Source organism: Legionella stuttgartensis, from assembly GCF_977063405.2.
Genome location: NZ_CDRUHA020000071.1, coordinates 90,782 through 110,051, shown reverse-complemented (window position 1 = coordinate 110,051; position 19,270 = coordinate 90,782). Strand labels below are relative to the sequence as shown.

Genomic DNA, 19,270 nt, shown 5'->3' with positions numbered 1-19,270 from the left:
CGTATGGAATATAAAGTTGTTCTTTTGGGTAAAAAGGGGAGTGGCAAAACCCAACTTAATTATCAAATTGCTTCACAAAATTTTGATTTTAAAGAGGATTCACCTCCTTCCATAGGAGTAGATTTTTTAACCCGAACAATCGATCCGGATATTAAAGTAAGATTATGGGATATATGTGCAGATGAGCGATTTAAACAATTAAATCAAATTTTTTATAAAGGCGCTGATGTTGGTGTATTTTGTATTGATTTAACAGAAAAAATTAGTGAAAAAGAAATTATTGAAAGCATTAAAGAGTTTCGACAATATGCACCCCATGCCCCTATTATTTGTGTTGGAACAAAATCAGACTCTCCGTATGCAGACATCAATGCATTAGAGAAAATTAAATCAAAAGAATTATTTGCTGGTTTCATAACGACTTCAGCAAAAAATAGAAAGCATGTAGAGGAGCTTTTTAAATTAATCCATAAACACTGTGAGGCCAAATATCAACGGTCTTGGAACGAGGTTGTTATAGAACTTGAAAAAAGTTTGATGCAACTGCCGGACAAAAAAACTATCTTAATAAAAGAAGAATTAACTAAGTTATCAAAAGTCATATTGGCTAAATCTGACGATCCCAGTGTAAATCCAAAGGCTAAAGTTAAAGCGATCGAGGATTTTGCAAAAAACTGTGAAACTATTTTGAAAGACGAGCATCCTAATATTCTTAAAGTAGTGCTTTCAGTTGCTGCAGCAGCAGTCGTCCTTACTGTAACTGCCTTAATTGGTTTTGCAGTAGGCGTTGCATGCAGTTGGTGGACAGGGCCAGGGGCATTTTTTGGTGGGCTTCTAGGTGGTTATACTGCTGCTGTAGCTGTTGCATCATCCAGTACTGCATTAGGTGTTGTAGCGGGTAGTATCACAGCATATAGTTTATTTAAACCCTCCAAAGAAATGAAAGCAATCAATGATTTTACCGCTGAGGTTTCGTCTTGGGAGCAAGCAATCATTTTATAGCATCAAAACAACTGAATTTCATTTTGGATTCTTTTACTGAGTAGTATAAGTAATTGTATTTATACTGATTCAGATCATTAGCAAAAGGACATTTCTTAGTAGTTTTTATTTTGTAAAGGGATGAAAACATTACCTAACACCATTAGGGCAGTTCAAAAAGCCCATCATGCAATCAAGGCAAAACGAGGTTTAGAACAGGAAGAGGAGAGAGGTTAGACTCCATAGAATATATTCGGATTTTGCAAATAAAATATTATTTATTCCCAATAGAGTTCATTACGCACAATAAAATACTTTTTCAAATTCATCTTCTATGATGAGCTAATCTATATGCAGGTCAGGAAAAGCTATTGGAATTTAGTATAATAATAAAAAATGAACATGACTTTTTTAACTGGAGCTACTATAAACATTGTAAGCCCTACCTTTCTGATAGTTACATTATTTTATCTTACAATATCTTAAACTAAATCTTTAAGCATATAGTGGTTTATATAAGAGATACCGTCCTTTAATTCCATTGCTTGTTCTTTATTTATAAAAATCCCAAATTTTTTACGGCCAATACTTGCGGATAAGGGACCGGAAATCACTGGCAAATTGCATTTTATTTGTTGTTCTATAGTGCTATATAATGGTTTGGAGAGCTGTTTGAATGTAACAAAATTTTGAAGAACTTGCTCTGCTTTTCGAGCATTAATGAGATGGCCTCCGTCTGCAAACCCCTTGCAGGCTTCTTTAATAAGAAGTTCATCATACAAATAATAGACAGCATAATTCTCTGTTTTTGGTCGGTTTAATGTATATAAACAATTTCTCACTGTCTCCATTTCACCTTTCACCGCGGCACTATAAGTTACGTGAGTCAAGTTTGAAAACAAGTCCTCATGTGATACGCCATGTTGAACTAGAAAATCCACTGCTTCATGGTTTCCTTGCGAAGCTAAGAAACTAGCAGGGGTTAGCATGGCCACTTTGATATTTAAATTTGCTCCGTGATCTTTAATTTTTTTTAATCCAACGGCATCTTTTGCTTGTGCAAGTTGACAGATGGTCTCAAATAATTTTCGGCCATGATAAGAGGTGGAAAATGTCATTGCGTTCGAAATATTTTCTATCTCTCTAGGAGTTAAAGCATAGATAGAATTAGCTATATGACAGAACATACTAAATTCTAAACGACCTTCTTGCACGAGTTTTGTCCCATAAATCATCCAACCATAAAAACCAGGAATGGAAAGAGACATAGTTTCATTAAAGCTAAGCCCATATTTATTCATAAATATATGAACTTTATTTGCGCGTGGCAGAGATAGGATTGGCGTGGGATCTTGCCCCATGTGTCTTCCTAGTTCTTTAGCTAATTTTTCTCTCAGGTCAGGTTGTACTATAAGGCTTAGGCTATGTTCTACATTGAACTTACTATGACGTTCTCCATTAACTAAGCCCCGAGCAAAACTTCGACAGGTATCTTTCATGGCCCAACTGCGTATATACTTAAAACCAGGGTTTTTTGATGAACGATCTTTTGCAGGAACAGCGGCATTCATCCATTTTGCAGCTTGCTGTATATGGCCTCCATAAGCATACCCATAAATGGCCCACTCAACACTGCCGCCCAACCTAATTAAGAGAGCCACGGCCTCATGTTCGCCTCGAAAGGCTAATAAACTAAGAGGAGTATGACCATTTTGTTGGATATTGAGAGAGCTTAAGGAATTTTTGACAATTTTTTCAAGCTCTATGATATTTTTTTCTAAAGCTAGTTGACATATATAATCAAACTTTTTGGGTTCTGTGAGACTATTGTATGGGCTTAATAAGCGTGCTTTCTCCATTTTTATTAGAGTAGCGGCATTTGTATTGCTTAACATAGAAGAAATATTAAAGTCATATTGATTAAAATATTACCATTATGGTAAGTTAATATCAAGATATTGCTTGTTAAGGCAACAACTTTTTACACTGGTTTTGTCAATAGTCGTAGAAATCACTTAATTTTTATTCATTTTTTACAGAACACTGTAATACCGAAGATAATTGGTTAATTGCAGCCAACTAGTTTGTTTGTAATCCCCAACATAACCCCAAGAGTCAACCCAAATTATCCGCTTAAAAGCACCAGTTTCTTTTATTTTTTCCATAAATAATTCTTTACTTTCATTTTTTGCAGCAAGAATGACCATGTTAGCACTTTTTCTTATTGGAACGACTAAGGTATGATTAAATTGATTTTTAATTAATTGAAAAATTGGGTACTGTTCTTTTATATTTGCCAAATTTACAGCCAAGATTCCATTTTCAGTTATTATTCTTTTGCACGAAGCAAAAAACTGAGTATTGGCACATTCAGGTGGAAAATGGTTTGCGTTGTATAGATCAACGATTAGATGCGTGAAATTTATTTCGCATTTTTGTACATAATCCACCGCGTTTTCATGGATAACCGTTAGGTTTTTTAAGCGATCTATCATAAAAAAACGTTTTGCTATTTCAATAACTTCCTCACTATTGTCTACCGCGATTATAGGAGCATCCTTCAGCATTAATGCAACTCCTGCACCGCCCAACCCTAACAAACAAGTAACTCCTGGATCATTACGGGCCATTATCGTCAGAGCAGGAAGATAGTATAAAACAGGTTTATGTGGCTTATGACGGTTAATTACCGTTTGTAGGGCATTACTACCTAGCGTTAGCCATCGATAGCATCCATTTTGATATACTTTATAACCCGATGGAGAGGTATAAATGCATCTTCCCAACTTTGTTTTCCACATTTTAGAGAGTCTTCTCTAATTGAAAAGGATAAATTGAACCAAGTTTTAGGATTTGTGTTAATTCATCTAAGGCAAAAAAACATTCTTCAATCAACTGAGGATCAGCTAAGTCTGCTGCATTTAACTCAGTACGATAGTGCTTTAATACCCACTTTTCCAAAATTTTTAATAATGGATCATCTATTAAAACGCCTTGATGCATGGCTTGAAGCTCTTCTTCATTCAATGGAACACGCAATCTCAGGCAAGCTGGGCCACCACCATTTTGCATACTTTGTTTCAGATCAAGGAAATGGACGGAGTTAATAGGATTAGATTCATCAGAAAGTATTCTCTCGATACACCTGTTAGCACGAGGATTATTCTGACACTCGAAAGGGGCAATGAGCATCATAGAGGTTTGTTTCGTTAAACTAATAATTTGTGAGTTAAAAAGATAGGTTTCAACAGCATCAACGATACTTAATTCATTTTGTGATACTTGAATGATATTTATAGGAAATGAAGCTTTGTCGCTTAGTTCTTTAAGTACTGAGCTCTGCTGATGAAAGGCTTGTTCGTGGACGAGCAAAACAGATTCATTGGCTACAGATATCACATCATTATGAAAAACTCCTTGATCAATTGCGATCGGATTTTGGCATGCAAATACAACATGGTTGGTCGATAACTGATGTTGACGGACTATGGCTGCAGATGCTTCATGTGTTTGTCGTGCAGGATATTTTATTGGTCCAGAGGGTAATTGACTGGTTCCTAGCCCCTTTTTTCCATATACAAAAAGATGGATTCCAGGTTGATTATAGTTTTGACACAAGCGACTGTGATTGGCCGCACCCTCATCTCCCATAATTGTTGATCGTGGTAGAATAGGGTGGTGATGGAAGTAATCTGAGTTTGCGAAAATAAATTCCAGAATTTTTTTTGAAAAGTCAGCTTCATGGTGTCGGTGTAAATTACTTACAAGATTTGCTGCCGTAAAATGAACTTTATGGTCTTGAGTATCGGTACTGGGAGAAATTGTGGCTGCATTTGCTGACCACATGCTGGAAGCTGAATAACACGCGTTAAGAAGTTCGGGCGCTGTTCTGTAGGCTTTATTAATTTGTTCTTTCGGTGTACCACAAAAACCTAATTGATAAAGTAGTTCAAGATTAGGTCTTTGGTGTGGCGGAAACAAACCTTGTTTGAGCCCCATTTTATGAAGCAAGTGCATTTTTTCTAGGCCTTGTAAGGCAGCTGCTTGAGGATTAGAACTTGCTAAGGCATTAGAGAGCGATGCAATATTGCCTTGTGCAAGACCTGCATAATTATGTGTAGGGCCTACAAGGCCATCCATGTTGACTTCATAAACATTCATTTTAATGTTCCATTTTAAATTCATTACTACTTTGTGAAAACGTAATTGATACAAAAATGAGGCAAATATGTTTAACTAATTTATAAGTTTCAAATTGATTTGCCTTACTCAAGACAGTTTAGAATTCCACACAATGTTTAATTAACTCAATACAATACCAGGTAAAATTTGTTCGGGCATTGTTAGAAGTGGCTGCTCCATACTAGATACAGGGTAAGCGCAATAATCTGCGGCAAAATAAGCACTTGGCCTATGATTTCCACTTAATCCAACACCACCAAAAGGAAGGCTACTGGCAGCTCCTGTCGTGGGTCTGTTCCAATTAATCAATCCAGCACGTATCTGCTGATAAAATTGATGATAGTGTTGTTCATTATTACTTAATAAACCCGCAACTAAACCGTAACGGGTTTGGTTAGCCATGTTGATTGCTTCATCAAAATGATTGTACCGATATATTTGGACTAATGGTGCAAAAATTTCCTCATCTGGCGGATTTTCAAAGTGGGTCATATCAATAATGCCTGGTGACAGTAGGCCAGTATGTTCAACAAGTAACGTCATGGATAAGAGGGAAGCGCCACCCAACTCAACTAGTTTTTTTTGGCTCTGAAGGTGTTTAGTGGCTTGTAGATGACTAATAACTGGTCCCATAAATGGTTCTGGGTTTTGATCAAAAGGCCCGATCCTAATTGATGAGCACGTTTTGATAAAATAATTCAGGAACTCATCGCCTTGATGTGTGTCGGGAATAATGACTCGTCGTGCGCAAGTGCAGCGTTGACCTGCAGTAAGCAATGTAGAGAGTAAGGTATGATAAACGGCAGCATTGAGATCGGAAATTTCATCAATAACTAAAGGATTATTCCCACCCATTTCAAGGGCTAAAATCACTTCAGGTTTATCACTAAACTGTTGATGGATGCGCAATCCAGTTGCATAACTTCCTGTAAAATATACGCCTTGGATGTCTTGTGAAAGTAAGGCTTTTCCACAAGATGCATCGCCCTGTAAGCAATTGATTACTCCAGGGGGAATTTCACTTTCATGCCAACATTGCATAATAAATTCAGCGACTGCAGGTGCTTGTTCACTTGGTTTATAAAGAATTGTGTTGCCTGCAAGAAGGGCAGGAATTATGTGTCCATTACTTAAATGGGCTGGAAAATTAAATGCCCCAAGAATGACTACAACGCCTTGAGGTTTAAAACGAAGACACGCATTGGCTTCTGTAGTTTTGGTTATTTTTGTCCACGTTCTTTCCTGGTAAGCTTGTATGGATAAATTAATTTTTCCTATAACGGCGCTGACCTCTGTATGAGCTTCCCACAAAGGTTTTCCCGTTTCTAAAGCGATTAAGTGTGCCAGGTGGTCACGATTTTTATCAATTTGTTGAGCAAATTTTTGGGTATAAAGTACACGTTGTTCGAAATCAAGAGAAGACCAAGGTATAAGAGCTTGTCGTGCTGCATGATATGCAGCTGAAGCTTCTTGATCTGTAGCATTTGTGCCTTGCCAAATTAAGGTACCATAGCTAGGGTTTATAGATTCAAGCGTCGTTCCATGGCCTCTTATCCATTGGCCATTAATATATTGCCCTTTTCCACATGTTATATCTGCTTTAGTCATTTACCTCTCCACTGTCACATTGTAAAGGAGCTACTCGTAATTGATTTCCGCATTTGACTTGTAGGACATTAGCTGTCTCTTTACTAATAATACAGGTATTATTTTCCTTATTAATTAGCGCGCTATTAACGGTTGCGCGAAAGTCCAATTGGGTATTTGCTAATAAATAATTAGGACTACTCACCTCATCGCTAATATTTTTAATGATTACAACTCGGCTATGTTCTATGGTTTGGATTCGGGATAATGGAACCTCAAGGGTAGGACCGGCATCAAAAATATCAATATATTTGTTATATCGAAAACCTTCTTTTAATAAGATGTTCATAGCTGATTGGGTAGACGGGTGGGCTTGGCCAATTACTGCTTGAGCTTCCGGCGATAGCAATTTAATGTATATAGGATTTCTCGGCATTAAATCAGCTATAAATTGTTTGTCAGTTGCCAGAGTGAGTCGATCTGCATCAGCAAAAGCCATATGGAAAAAATGGCTTCCTACATTTTCCCAAAAAGGTGATATACCCTTCGCATCTGAGATTCCACGCATTTCAGCAATTACTGTTGTAGCAAAGCGTTGGGGATGTTGGGCGATAAATAGGAAACGTGCTTTGGATAATAATAAGCCATTTTTATTTTTTCTATACTTTGGCTCTAAAAAAAGGGTGCAGATTTCACTTCGCCCTTGATTATCATTCACTAGGCTTAAAACCTCGTAATCGCTACGGATATTTAATGAGCGACTAATTCGGGTACGTTTGGAGATTTTATAAGAATAGAACGGGGCCTCATGACCGGTACAGGATTCAATGCCTGAAACGCCAATTATTTTTTTACTCTTGGGATTTTCTAAAACGAATAAATAATATTCATTACTTGGTTTTTCTATATTTTTTTTGAATGACTCAGTGGACCAGTGAAGTCGTTTTGCTAATATTTCCTTATCTTTAGAAAGCGTTGTTATTCCTATACCGCTTTCTTCGGCCAAGTGATGAATGGCATCTAAATCTGTATCGCAAGCACTACGAAATAGCATCATTTTTTAAATCCTCTAAGCCACCTTGAGCAAGGTCGAGCAAGAGTAGGGCACTAAGCGCAGCACGTTCAGATAAACTATCGAGTAGTATATATTCATCTGTACTGTGGATGTTTCCCCCTCTGACTCCAAGAGTGTCTAGGACTGGTAAACCATGTTGGGCTAAGTTATTTCCATCACAACAGCCACCACTATCTTTCCAATCTATAGATAAACCGAGCTCATGTCCTAAATGTTGAATACGATGAAACAGACGTTCTGTACCTGAGCACACGCGTTTTACGGGCCTCCCAAAAACACCGTGTACACTTAAAGAATATTCAGGACGTTTTAATTGAACAATAATATCATCCAATTCGGTTCGTACCCAAAATTCATCTTCAGGCAGACTAATTCGAATGTCAAGTTGCGCTACAGCTTTATCAGGAACTACATTAAGTGCTTCACCACCTGCTATTTTTCCTACGTTAATGGTAACTCCATTACGTTTTCCGTTAAGGGCGTGTATGGCACTTATTGCTTCAGCCAAGTAACAAATTGCATTTCGCCCCTCTGCAAAATCGCGTCCTGCGTGAGCTGCTTTTCCAGTAGCGATGAGTGTTAATTTTCCGCTTCCTTTTCGATTTTTAGCTAAAGTGCCATTTGCTGTCATGGCTGGCTCGTATACCAAAGCGGCTTGATAATTAGACGCCAGTTCGTCGAACAGTATACTAGATGCTGGCGATCCGATTTCTTCGTCTGCATTGATTAAAACATCCCAACCCAGCTCTGTTGCACAATCATTCAATTCAAAAGCAGATAAGGCATGCAACATCACAATAAGCCCACCTTTCATATCAGTAACACCGGGCCCGTTGATGCAGTTGTCATTAATGTAAGTCAATTTCTGGAATGGATTATCGGCGGTATAAACTGTATCCATGTGTCCACAAAGTAAGACACGTCGTTTTAAGTGAGGCCGTTTTCTGATGAGCAAGGCATCTCCACAGGTTTGGAGTGAGGTATTACCGGACATATCAATAACTGATAAAGGTTGCAGTTTTTTTTTAAAGATTGTATCCGCAATAGGTTTATAGACTGTTTTTAGTAGGTTAGCCATTGATGCCAATCCAACTAAATTAGTTGTTCCAGAATTAATCTCACAAAATTGATGGAGTTGTTTTACCATCATTTGTTGATTGTTTTTTATCAAATTTATCAGCTTATTATATGATTTAATCACAGTTTTTGAATTCATGCTAAAAATACAGAATAGCTGAAATCAGGGGGCTTCACAATCTATTGCCATATTGAGCAAGGAATAAAAAATACACGGGATTTACTGTTATTTTATAATTCTATCCTCCAAGTAATGATGCTTGGAGGAAGCTATGATTCAAGACATTTCATTATTAAGGTGCTGGAGTATTTAGTTTCGGAGATGGAGATGGATTACTCATTGGCCATATCTGCGGTAACGCCATGAAACCAAGTTTACTTAGTAATCCCTCAGGTTTTATTTGTTCTTCAGTTTTAACGGGATTCAATTCTGGATGAACACTGGAGTCAACACGTTTATCCAGACTTTGTAGGCGCTGAAGTTGTTTTTCTTGAAGTTCTAAAAGCTTATGAAATCGTTCTGTACTAGCTTTCAATTCAGTTTTAACTTGGAAAAGATCAGACTCTGCTTGGAGCATACGTTTTGCCACTTCATCAAAACTTGCTGTTTTTTTATCTATGAAAGAATCGAGTTTCTCTTGAAAAGAGAGTCGTTGATTTGAGTCAGTTATGGCTGTACTGGAGAGAATTTTTACTGCTCCTTCTAAAGTGGATGCAATTTTCCTAGCTTTCTCTACTTCAGCTCCCATGGATATTCTTACTTCAGATAACTCAGATGTTTTTTGGGATAATAACAGCAGGCTTCTTGAATGCTCCTCACGAGCTTTAATAAGTTCTTTTTGAGTAGTGTCAAATTGTTTGCTTTGTTTTTCAGCATCTTGTTTTAAAGAAATAGCAGTTTTTTCAAGCTCGTCCTTTGTTTTACGAAGTAATTTTTCGGTTTCAACATACACTTCCACTTGAGCACTCAATGTTTCTACTTCTTCATTTAACCTTGTAATGTTTTTAGCTAATTTTTCATTTTCTTCTCTAAATCGTTCTATTTCAACGGCTAGTTTTTTGCGAATAGCATCTAAGGCACCAATAGTTAACTCAAGGATTTCCGCGACTCCAAAAATCCCTTCTTTTAATTTTTGAGCAATACTCCTGGTATGATAATGGTGGTCATCAAGAACGATACTGCTGGTGGTGTATGCTAAAGCGCTTACGCCACTAATGGTCACTAGGAACCCAATATGAGCTGCAGCTCCTATGATCAAGGTAGGTCCTGATATAGCAACACCACCTATAATTCTTTGCCATAACGGCAATTCCCCCCAAAAAGCAGCGGCACGGGAAATAAGGCTTGGATTATCTTGTAAACTCTCAACTATTTCTCCTAGACTTTTTTTGACTTGTGCTAAGTGTTGTTGCGTTAGAGCAATACTCTGTAGGCTATCCAGATCGTTTTCAGGCGAATTTGGGTTGAGCAATAATTCTTTTGCAGCATCGGAAAAATTCATCTGTGCTAAAGTTTTTTCAATGACGACTCTATTTGTATTAGAGAGGTTTGTATCACTCTTTATAAGTACATCAAGTTCTTGTTCTTTAGTAGACATAACACCAGCTCCCTGTGTAAGAATCTCCCTGTAAATTCTATTTTTAACCACAAGGCATGAATTAGCAAGTAAAAAATTTGTTTCTATGGAGTTATTTTAAGACAATGGGGTCATATGAAGTGGTACTCAAACTTAGAGGCATAGCTCCAAAAAAGTACGGTTTTACATACTTAGACTTGAAGTGAATTCAGCTAGTTCTTCACTTAGTTTATTTCTGCTTTCGTAGAAAAAGCCTTTGTTCTGTAGAGCTTCTCCACTATCTATTATCGCCTGGGAGAATCCCAAAGAGGGAATAAGAAGTATAACACCAAGTAATGATACCATTAAACCCGCGATTTCATATAAAGTTGGGTGATTTATTTTTAGAGCATGGGTAAGAGCATTATAGTTTTCAATTGACTCTTTAGACGGTGTATTTACGAGTTCAGAGGTGCGTGAAATTATTTCGAGTAGGAGTTCATCGCTACAAGACTTTTGGTGATCTAATTTATTGACATTCCTCAATAATTTAAGACCTATTACTTTCACATCTCCTTCTGGTAGTTTTTCAAATTGTTTATGAGTTTCTTGGAGTCTTTTTTTAAGAAGTTTCCTTGTCTGTATCTCTGGACAGTTCATATCACGCCAGTGAATTAACCAAGACTTCTTCTTGTTCGTAATTAATTCAGAGTAATTAGCATTAACATAAGTATTTAAAGCATTCCATATGATTTTTCGATGAAAATTCATACCTCTTCCTTTAACATTTGCCGCTGCAGCATCTAGAGAACGTTCAAATTCTCTTTTGTTTATAGGCTTTTCTAATTTAAAGGATTTCATCAAGTTATAATAAGTAGACGATAGTGCTCCACGATCTATTGCATCTTTGCAAGAAAAATTGAAGCTATTAGGTTTTACTTGTTTTATGATGTAATTTGGGAGTTCATATTTGATGAAGTGCACCCAAACTGCTTGTTTTTCCGCAGAAGTAATAGAACGCTTATTGATAAGTCCTTGTGCCTTAAAACTCTTTCGAAGTAACTTTTCTAAGATTTCTTGTTCATTATCACCAAACAACAATTTTCTTGCTGTAGGACTAATGTGGAAATCAGAAATGACTTTTTTATCTGTTTTTTCTCTTGCTATCTTTAGAAATTCATTAAATACAGCTCGAGGTTGTAACCGATCATCCACTTTTTCAAAGTCGGAAGAATCCATTAAACCTTCATTAGCAGGAAGAGTAATGACAAGAACTTTAAGCTTTGGATCGTCTTCAAGTTTATGTAGCGCTAGAGTCAAATCTCTTTCTTTGGAGCCCGCAATATCATACTTACTTCGATCTAGCCCCAGATTATTAAAGTAGATATGGCATATCGGTTTGTCCGATTTTTCGGCATTTATTGTTAACCAACGGTTAAAAAGAGGACTGATACGAGGTTTTCCACCATGGCGCTGGGCTTGAGTGCTAAAACGATACTCTGTAGGAGCTGAGCCATCTTTATAGGGAAAGTTTTTAATTGTTGGCAGATTGGTTTCGTGTTGGGGTTTAAAGTCTTCTGAAAACAGAGAATAAAGGCGTCGGAAAATGCTACTTTCACTATTTGGTGAGCGCTTATTTACATTTTTTTTTGTATCTTTTATTGTTGTTTTAATTTTTTTATCTATATTGGATTTCCGAGGATGTAGTTGGTCACCAATATCATTTATCCAATCAGAAGACTCTTCGAGGATTTTATTATCATTGTGGTAAATGGCTAGAACTAATTCATCCAGCTCTTTAACTTTATCTGTAGAGTTGTCCTCAATATACTGTTCCAAAGCGGCGATACAAGACGAATATAAATCACCATAGGGATAATTTTCATCATATTTTTGTTCTAGTACAGCGTATAATTTGGCGAATTCTGGCAGGAGCTCCAAGACAACTGGGCATTGACTAATTGCAGTTTTTAATTGAAGAAAATAAGCATAGCAGTTACGATTATGCAGTGCATCGCTAGTTAGGATTTCTTCGTTTTTTACGCTAGTGCTCATAACTTTTATATTTCTGCTCAAATTAAGTGCATTATATAGAAAAAGGAGTCATATTGGAAGGGTCATTAGAATTGTTGATACCGAATATAAAAATGGAAAATCAATCTTTTTTAAATAATTGTCATTCTGATTGGAAAAAAATTCTAATCACAGCCTTAAAAACAATGGATCAGAATTATTTGCATCAGTTAATGAATGATGAAAATTGGTTGCCAGGAAGAGCGAGATTATTCGCAGCGTTCAGTTTACCGCTGGCCAAAACTCAATATATTTTATTAGGTGAATCACCTTATCCACGTAAAGAATCAGCAAATGGATATGCATTTTGGGATAATTCTGTTGCTGAATTATGGAGTTCTACGGGTCTGAGCAAAGCGGTGAATAGGGCAACTTCTTTGCGTAATTGGATAAAAATGATGCTTTGTGCACGTGGGGATTTAGGTTTTAATACATCACAAGCTGATATTGCGTTACTGGATAAAAAAACCTTGGTACAAACAGCGCAACAATTGTTTGAGGGAATGATGAATAAAGGTATTTTATTACTCAATGCCTCGTTGGTTTATAGTGAGGGTAAAGTTCCTTATCATGCTCGCCAATGGAAGCCCTTTATGCAAAGTCTTTTGGAACAGTTAATTCTAATTAAGCCTAATATTCAACTGATTTTATTAGGTAAAATTGCAGAAACTGCGGCGCAGAGTAAATTGCCTATAGGACTTATTGCAGAGCATCCCTATAATATAAGTTTTATCACGAATCAACACGTGATCGATTTTTTTAAACCTCTGGATTTATTAAAATATGAGTAATACAGAATCAACCGTTAATCCGCAAGAAATAAATAAGTTTGCTCAGCATGCCAACTTATGGTGGGATAAAGAAGGGCCACTGAAAACACTTCATGATATTAATGAAATACGACTTGATTTTATTAAACAACATGTTCAATTAACTGATTTAAATGTTTTGGATGTTGGTTGTGGCGGGGGTATTTTATGTGAAGCCATGGCAAATTCTGGAGCAAAAGTTACGGGGATAGATGCAGAATCTACTGCAATTTCTGTAGCACAAGAACATGCCAAAAAAAATCATTTAAGCATTAACTATCAATGTGCTTTAGTTGAAACTTATAAGGATCAACGTTTCGATGTTATTACGTGCATGGAAATGTTAGAGCATGTTGAAAATCCCGAGTTAGTTTTTGAACATTGTAGACGATTACTTAAGCCCAATGGATTTTTGTTTGTCTCAACAATCAGTAGAACAATTAAAGCTTATGCTACTGCAATTATTGCTGCTGAATATGTATTGAATTTATTGCCAAAACAGACACACGATTATAAGAAATTTATCAAACCCAGTGAGTTGTGTGCCATGGCGCGTCCTTGGGACTTCAATTTAATTGACTTGAAAGGTATGGATTATAATCCGTTTTTAAGAAAAGCTACGCTCGGCTCTGATGTCCGAGTTAATTATTTGATGGCTTTTCAGTAATCATTAGGATGAACGAAGAGGGCATATCTAAGACTGGATTTAAAGCCAGTCTTAGATTTTTTGGAGTCCTTTAGGCGCTACTTTGGTTGCTACTCTTTTTCTCTGAATTTTGTTTCTTGTTATAACGCTCCAAATAACGCTGATGAGCGTATCTGGCTTGTTCTTGAGTGACTACATCTACTTCATTCCCATAAATATCAATTCGTGCAGCGTTCTCTTTTTGGCAATTTAGGTAAGCTGGTGAGGCACTATAGTAACTTAATGCCTCTCGTAGCGATTTTTTACTAAAAGGTGGGGTGTCTAGTCGTTCGTAGAAGTCGATAATATCGTCAAAAATTCCAATTTTCAGAGGTTTAATCTGATTTCCTTTTTTAAAAAAAGCATTTGGAAAATGTTCAATAAGCCAATCTATAATGTTTAGTTTATCTTTTTTTACTGTAGTTAACGGTTGTTTGTCCATCATATTGCTCTAAAGCGTGATCTAGATGCTGAATAAACTACCACATCTTTTGACATAATCAAGCACTTGTATGTAAAGACTGTTATTACTTTAGTTTTTTAGTGGAAAATAATATGCTTAATAGATAGGGGTACGTTTTTTTTGCTCGATCTTGTGTAAGAGATTTCTCAATTCAAGTCAAGAGAAACGCTGCTTTTTTTGGCATATATTTCAATGATTTTATTTAACTCATTGTTTTAAAATAATATTTCTGAAATTTATTTGAGGGTTTATTTAAAGTCTGTTAGAGAAAACTACCCAAAGCCTTCTTGCGCTTCTAAATATCTATGCTAAATTTTAAACATGACTTGTATGGATATAAGTCATACAAATGGAATTGTAATCATATGGATATGATTTATCATGGATGATAATAAGAACTGAACGTTCTTATACGGATGACTGCGAAAGCCAGGGCTTAAACCCTGGCTTTTTTTATTTATGCTACTAGATAGCCTGATCGAGATAAAAACTTTTTATCCGGAAAATAAGCGAAAATAACAGAACCATTTTTTATGGTATTGATTACTGGTTTTGCTAAGGTTTGAGCGATAGCTGGACACCCCCATGAGAGTCCGGCGCGACCTGATCGCTTTATGAAATCAGGTTCTACATACCAAGCCCCATGTATTACTACACGTCGACTTAATGCATTATCATTGAAACCTTTATCTAAGCCCTGTAAGTTAAGCGAATATCCTTTATGTCCTATATAGGTATCTTTCGTAATGTATGTACCTAAGCTTGATTGTTTGCTTGAGGGAACATTGGAAAAATGGCTGGCTTTATTCACCCCTGAGTTTTTTCCATGTGCTACATAAGTGTTATATAAAAGACGCTCTTTACGGAGATCGAATACCCACATGCGTTGTTTGTTTGAAGGCAAGGAATAGTCTATTACTGTAAGTACAGGCTTTTTAACAGAGCCTCTTTTACTTGCATTTTGGTAAGCAGTTAATGCGAGTCTTAAGACATTTTTATTCAATTGGGGGGCTTTGTGACTCAAATGTTGCAATTTGCTATTAATATCAGATTCAGACCTTGCTGCAAAAGAAGGTGTGCTGGAGGTTATATTACTAGTTAAAATTACGGTTGAGATTAGAGTTAATAGAGTATTCATACTGCTCCTTTCTTCTGTAAATCGCCGTTATTGTTTCTTAGAAAAAATGGTGATTATATTAACAATTCACGTAATTGTAAAATCAGAAGTCCTTAATTTGTCCATCAGGGAGAAATATTACTCAATTCATATGCTTAACCCTGAATAGAAAAAAACATAGTTTAAACAATGCGCTATATGATATAAAAAAACGCCATTTGCCATGTTTAAATAAGTTCAAATAGATAAAAAAAAATTCAAGAAAAATAAATAAACAACAGAAAAAAGATCGAAATTTAGGTATAATTACTCGATTTACAGCCGATTTGTATTTTATTCTATAGGCAAAAAAGCAAGTAGTGCATTCCATTTTATATGGCGCTAAATTATACTTGGCTGTTAGTTTTTAAACTCTTTTGAGCCCAGCATTGACTTGGTACTTCTTTGTGTTCAAGAAGGCACGGGAAAAAGATTAGTTATAGATTTGATTGCGGAGAAATACTATGCTGGAAAAGCAGACCATACAATTACCCGAGGGTTTACGCGCTGCTATTAATCATGCCTATCGTCTTGATGAGTTGCCATTAATAACAGAGCTTTGTGAAAAAGCAGCCTTAGGGCAACAGCAACTAATTGATATTAAGAATAGTGCTACAAAATTAGTTGAGTCAGTGCGTACGGAGCGAAAAAAAAGCACGGGTATTGATTCCTTTTTGACTGAGTATGCTTTATCCAGTGATGAAGGTATTGCTCTGATGTGTTTGGCTGAGGCACTATTACGTGTTCCTGACAGTGCTACAATAGATAATTTAATTAAAGATAAATTATCGGGTGGAAATTGGAAATCTCATATAGGTCAAAGTGATTCATTTTTTGTAAACGCAACTACCTGGGCATTGATGCTTACAGGAAAAATACTCACACCGGAAAAAGCTGAAAATACATTAACTAAATCGTTAATGAAGCTCGTTAATCGCAGTAGCGAAGCGGTTGTAAGAAAAGCTGTTGATAAAGCAATGCGCATTATGAGCAAGCAATTTGTTATGGGGCGCACTATTAGTGAAGCACTAAGCCGAGCAAAAAAGAAAGAGGCACAAGGATATCGTTATTCATATGACATGTTGGGTGAAGCTGCATTAACATCTGTGGATGCATTACGTTATTTTGAGGCCTATAAAGAAGCCATTGAAACCATAGGGAAACAGGCTGATAAAGATTCTGATGTATACAAACGAGCAGGGATATCTATAAAACTTTCTGCATTGCACCCACGTTATAATGAAAGCCAGCATGATCGAGTGATGGAGGAGTTACCAACTAAACTCTTGGCTTTGGCTCGCTTGGCAAAAAGTTACGGAATTGCCCTAACGGTTGATGCTGAAGAATCCGAGCGCTTGGATTTATCACTTGACGTGATGGAGTGTGTATTTAACGATGCAAGTTTGGATGATTGGAATGGTTTCGGTTTAGCGGTCCAGTCCTATCAAAAAAGAGCTTTTTATGTATTGGATTGGGTTGCCGCTCTTGCAAGAAAAAAACAACGTCGAATCATGGTACGCTTGATTAAAGGAGCCTATTGGGATAGTGAAATAAAGAAAACCCAAATGCAGGGGTTGAATGAATATCCTGTATTTACCCGAAAAGTTTTTACAGATGTTTCTTTCCAAGCGTGTGCTAAAAAAATATTGACCATGACGGATGCAATTTATCCACAATTTGCAACCCATAATGCTTATTCTGTGGCGATGATTTTAAATATTACTGGTGATTATCGAGATTTCGAATTTCAGTGTTTGCATGGAATGGGTAATGAGCTCTATCAACAAGTAGTACCAACAGAGCGTCATGGAATTCCATGTCGTATCTATGCGCCAGTAGGAAGCCATGAAGATTTACTTCCATATTTGGTACGTCGTTTGTTAGAAAACGGTGCAAATTCTTCATTTGTGAACCGTATCGTTGATGATAATGCACCAATTAGTACATTGGTTGAAGATCCTGTCGAAAAAGCCAGATCATTACTCCATAAGATGAATCAAAATATTCCATTGCCGGAAGATATCTTTCAACCGAGCAGAAAGAATTCTAAAGGTTTTGATTTTTCTGATCGTACTGAGCGCGCTTTTTTACAACAAAAAATGGCGCAACTTAAATTACAGCAATGGACCTCAGGACCGATAATCTCAGGAAATCCAGCACTTAAAGGCGAAATGCAACGTGTTGAGTCGCCGCAACAAACTGAAAATATTATTGGAACAGTTCAAAACTCATCCCTGGATGATGTGGAGAAAGCATTGGTACAGGCTGAGCAAGCATTCCCTGGATGGTCGAATACTCCTGTAAAAGAAAGGGCTGCCTGCCTTAATCGTTTTGCTGACTTATTACAGGAAAATTATGCGGAACTTATGACCATAGCGTGCCTAGAAGCCGGTAAAACTATGAATGACTGCATTTCAGAGGTGCGTGAGGCCATTGATTTTTGTCGTTATTATGCGATCCAGGCCCAGCAAATTTTAGCTCCTCTGCGTTTAACAGGTTATACAGGTGAACTAAATGAGCTAAGCTTGCATCCACGTGGCATAGCGCTCTGTATCAGTCCCTGGAATTTTCCCTTAGCAATTTTTACAGGACAGGTTGCTGCTGCATTGGTCACAGGAAATTGCGTTATTGCAAAACCAGCAGAACAAACTCCTTTAATTGCTGCTTATACAGTTAAATTAATGCATCGAGCAGGAATTCCAGCTGGCGCTGTACAATTAGTTCCTGGACCTGGTGAAACCATAGGGGCTGCCTTGGTTGCGGACAAAAGAATTAAAGCGGTATTGTTTACTGGCTCTACTGACACAGCAAATCTTATTAATCGTACCCTAGCAACGCGTGGCGGTGAATTGATTCCTTTGATTGCTGAAACTGGCGGTCAAAATGCGATGATTGTTGATTCGTCTGCTTTATTGGAACAGGTAGTAGTCGACGCAGTTAACTCTGCATTTGGTAGTGCGGGTCAACGATGCTCTGCGTTGCGCGTTTTATTTGTCCAAGAAGAAGTATATCCACGAACTATTGCGCTTTTAAAAGGAGCTATGGCGGAATTGGTAGTTGGCGATCCACGTTGGCTTGTGACTGATGTTGGACCTGTAATTGACAGGACTGCTTTATCCACATTAAAAAATCATGTGGAGCATATGAAAAAGCGTTTTGAAATCATTTACCAATGTCCATTGGATGAATCTTTGGAATCAGGATACTTTATGCCACCTACTGCGATTGCTATTGATCATATCAACGCATTGGAAAAGGAAGTTTTTGGTCCGGTTTTACATGTAATTCAATTTAAACGAAAAGACTTAGACCAAGTCATTAAACAAATTAATGCAACAGGGTATGGCTTAACATTGGGGATTCATAGTCGGATTAATGAAACAGTAGAATACATTAGACAGAATATTCATGCGGGTAACTGTTATGTAAACCGTAATATGATAGGTGCTGTTGTGGGTTTACAGCCTTTTGGAGGAGAAGGATTGTCAGGTACAGGTCCTAAAGCAGGCGGTCCTAACTATTTGATTCGACTTTGTCATGAGCGAACCTATACTGTTGACACTACTGCAGCAGGAGGTAATGCGAGCTTAATGTCTTTGCCTGATTAATAGGTAAATGATGCACGG

Annotated in this window: 14 protein-coding genes; 4 read left to right on the top strand and 10 right to left on the bottom strand. The window is 37.0% G+C overall.

Annotation, left to right across the window (positions count from 1 at the left end; translation table 11 throughout):
* Nucleotides 1–3: 3 nt before the first annotated feature.
* The gene (locus ACWTEW_RS25090; protein ID WP_454780823.1) at nt 4–1,002 is read left to right on the top strand and encodes a Rab family GTPase; all 999 of its coding nucleotides are present in this window, start codon (nt 4–6) and stop codon (nt 1,000–1,002) included.
* A gap of 461 nt (nt 1,003–1,463) precedes the next feature.
* Here the strand turns inward: ACWTEW_RS25090 and ACWTEW_RS25085 are convergent, their stop codons facing one another.
* The 8 genes from ACWTEW_RS25085 to ACWTEW_RS25050 form a co-directional block, all read right to left on the bottom strand.
* A complete protein-coding gene (locus tag ACWTEW_RS25085; protein ID WP_454780822.1) occupies nt 1,464–2,876 on the bottom strand; it encodes a hypothetical protein in 1,413 nt (470 codons plus the stop codon).
* Nucleotides 2,877–3,014: 138 nt separating this feature from the next.
* Entirely contained in the window at nt 3,015–3,782 is a 768-nt protein-coding gene (locus ACWTEW_RS25080; RefSeq protein WP_454780821.1) for a spermidine synthase, read from the bottom strand.
* A gap of 1 nt (nt 3,783) precedes the next feature.
* Nucleotides 3,784–5,142, bottom strand: a complete 1,359-nt coding sequence (astB, locus tag ACWTEW_RS25075; RefSeq protein WP_454780820.1) for an N-succinylarginine dihydrolase — start codon at nt 5,140–5,142, stop codon at nt 3,784–3,786.
* Between the two features lie 141 nt (nt 5,143–5,283).
* Entirely contained in the window at nt 5,284–6,771 is a 1,488-nt protein-coding gene (gene astD, locus ACWTEW_RS25070) for a succinylglutamate-semialdehyde dehydrogenase (RefSeq protein WP_454780819.1), read from the bottom strand.
* Nucleotides 6,764–7,807 (bottom strand): arginine N-succinyltransferase, encoded by a 1,044-nt coding sequence (locus tag ACWTEW_RS25065; RefSeq protein ID WP_454780818.1) that lies wholly within the window; start codon nt 7,805–7,807, stop codon nt 6,764–6,766. The genes astD and ACWTEW_RS25065 overlap by 8 nt, the downstream gene beginning before the upstream one ends.
* Nucleotides 7,791–9,041, bottom strand: a complete 1,251-nt coding sequence (locus ACWTEW_RS25060; RefSeq protein WP_454780817.1) for a hydrolase — start codon at nt 9,039–9,041, stop codon at nt 7,791–7,793. Before ACWTEW_RS25060 ends, ACWTEW_RS25065 begins: the two co-directional genes overlap by 17 nt.
* 154 nt (nt 9,042–9,195) lie before the next feature.
* A complete protein-coding gene (locus ACWTEW_RS25055) occupies nt 9,196–10,500 on the bottom strand; it encodes a LegC2/C7 family Dot/Icm T4SS effector (protein ID WP_454780816.1) in 1,305 nt (434 codons plus the stop codon).
* Between the two features lie 162 nt (nt 10,501–10,662).
* A complete protein-coding gene (locus ACWTEW_RS25050; protein ID WP_454780815.1) occupies nt 10,663–12,513 on the bottom strand; it encodes a hypothetical protein in 1,851 nt (616 codons plus the stop codon).
* A 92-nt stretch (nt 12,514–12,605) separates the two neighbouring features.
* On the opposite strand from ACWTEW_RS25050, the gene ACWTEW_RS25045 reads away from it, so the two are divergent.
* Both ACWTEW_RS25045 and ubiG read left to right on the top strand, forming a co-directional pair.
* Complete coding sequence (locus ACWTEW_RS25045) at nt 12,606–13,322, top strand: uracil-DNA glycosylase family protein (RefSeq protein WP_454781271.1); 717 nt, start codon at nt 12,606–12,608, stop codon at nt 13,320–13,322.
* On the top strand, nt 13,315–14,007 hold the full coding sequence (ubiG, locus tag ACWTEW_RS25040; RefSeq protein WP_454780814.1) for a bifunctional 2-polyprenyl-6-hydroxyphenol methylase/3-demethylubiquinol 3-O-methyltransferase UbiG: 693 nt from the start codon (nt 13,315–13,317) through the stop codon (nt 14,005–14,007). Before ACWTEW_RS25045 ends, ubiG begins: the two co-directional genes overlap by 8 nt.
* A gap of 70 nt (nt 14,008–14,077) precedes the next feature.
* Here the strand turns inward: ubiG and ACWTEW_RS25035 are convergent, their stop codons facing one another.
* Together ACWTEW_RS25035 and ACWTEW_RS25030 are read right to left on the bottom strand one after the other, a co-directional pair.
* On the bottom strand, nt 14,078–14,467 hold the full coding sequence (locus ACWTEW_RS25035; RefSeq protein WP_454781270.1) for a ProQ/FinO family protein: 390 nt from the start codon (nt 14,465–14,467) through the stop codon (nt 14,078–14,080).
* 478 nt (nt 14,468–14,945) lie between these two features.
* A complete protein-coding gene (locus tag ACWTEW_RS25030; RefSeq protein WP_454780813.1) occupies nt 14,946–15,626 on the bottom strand; it encodes a murein L,D-transpeptidase catalytic domain family protein in 681 nt (226 codons plus the stop codon).
* Between the two features lie 482 nt (nt 15,627–16,108).
* On the opposite strand from ACWTEW_RS25030, the gene putA reads away from it, so the two are divergent.
* Nucleotides 16,109–19,252, top strand: coding sequence for a bifunctional proline dehydrogenase/L-glutamate gamma-semialdehyde dehydrogenase PutA (gene putA, locus ACWTEW_RS25025; protein WP_454780812.1), 3,144 nt, complete (start codon nt 16,109–16,111; stop codon nt 19,250–19,252).
* Nucleotides 19,253–19,270: the final 18 nt, after the last annotated feature.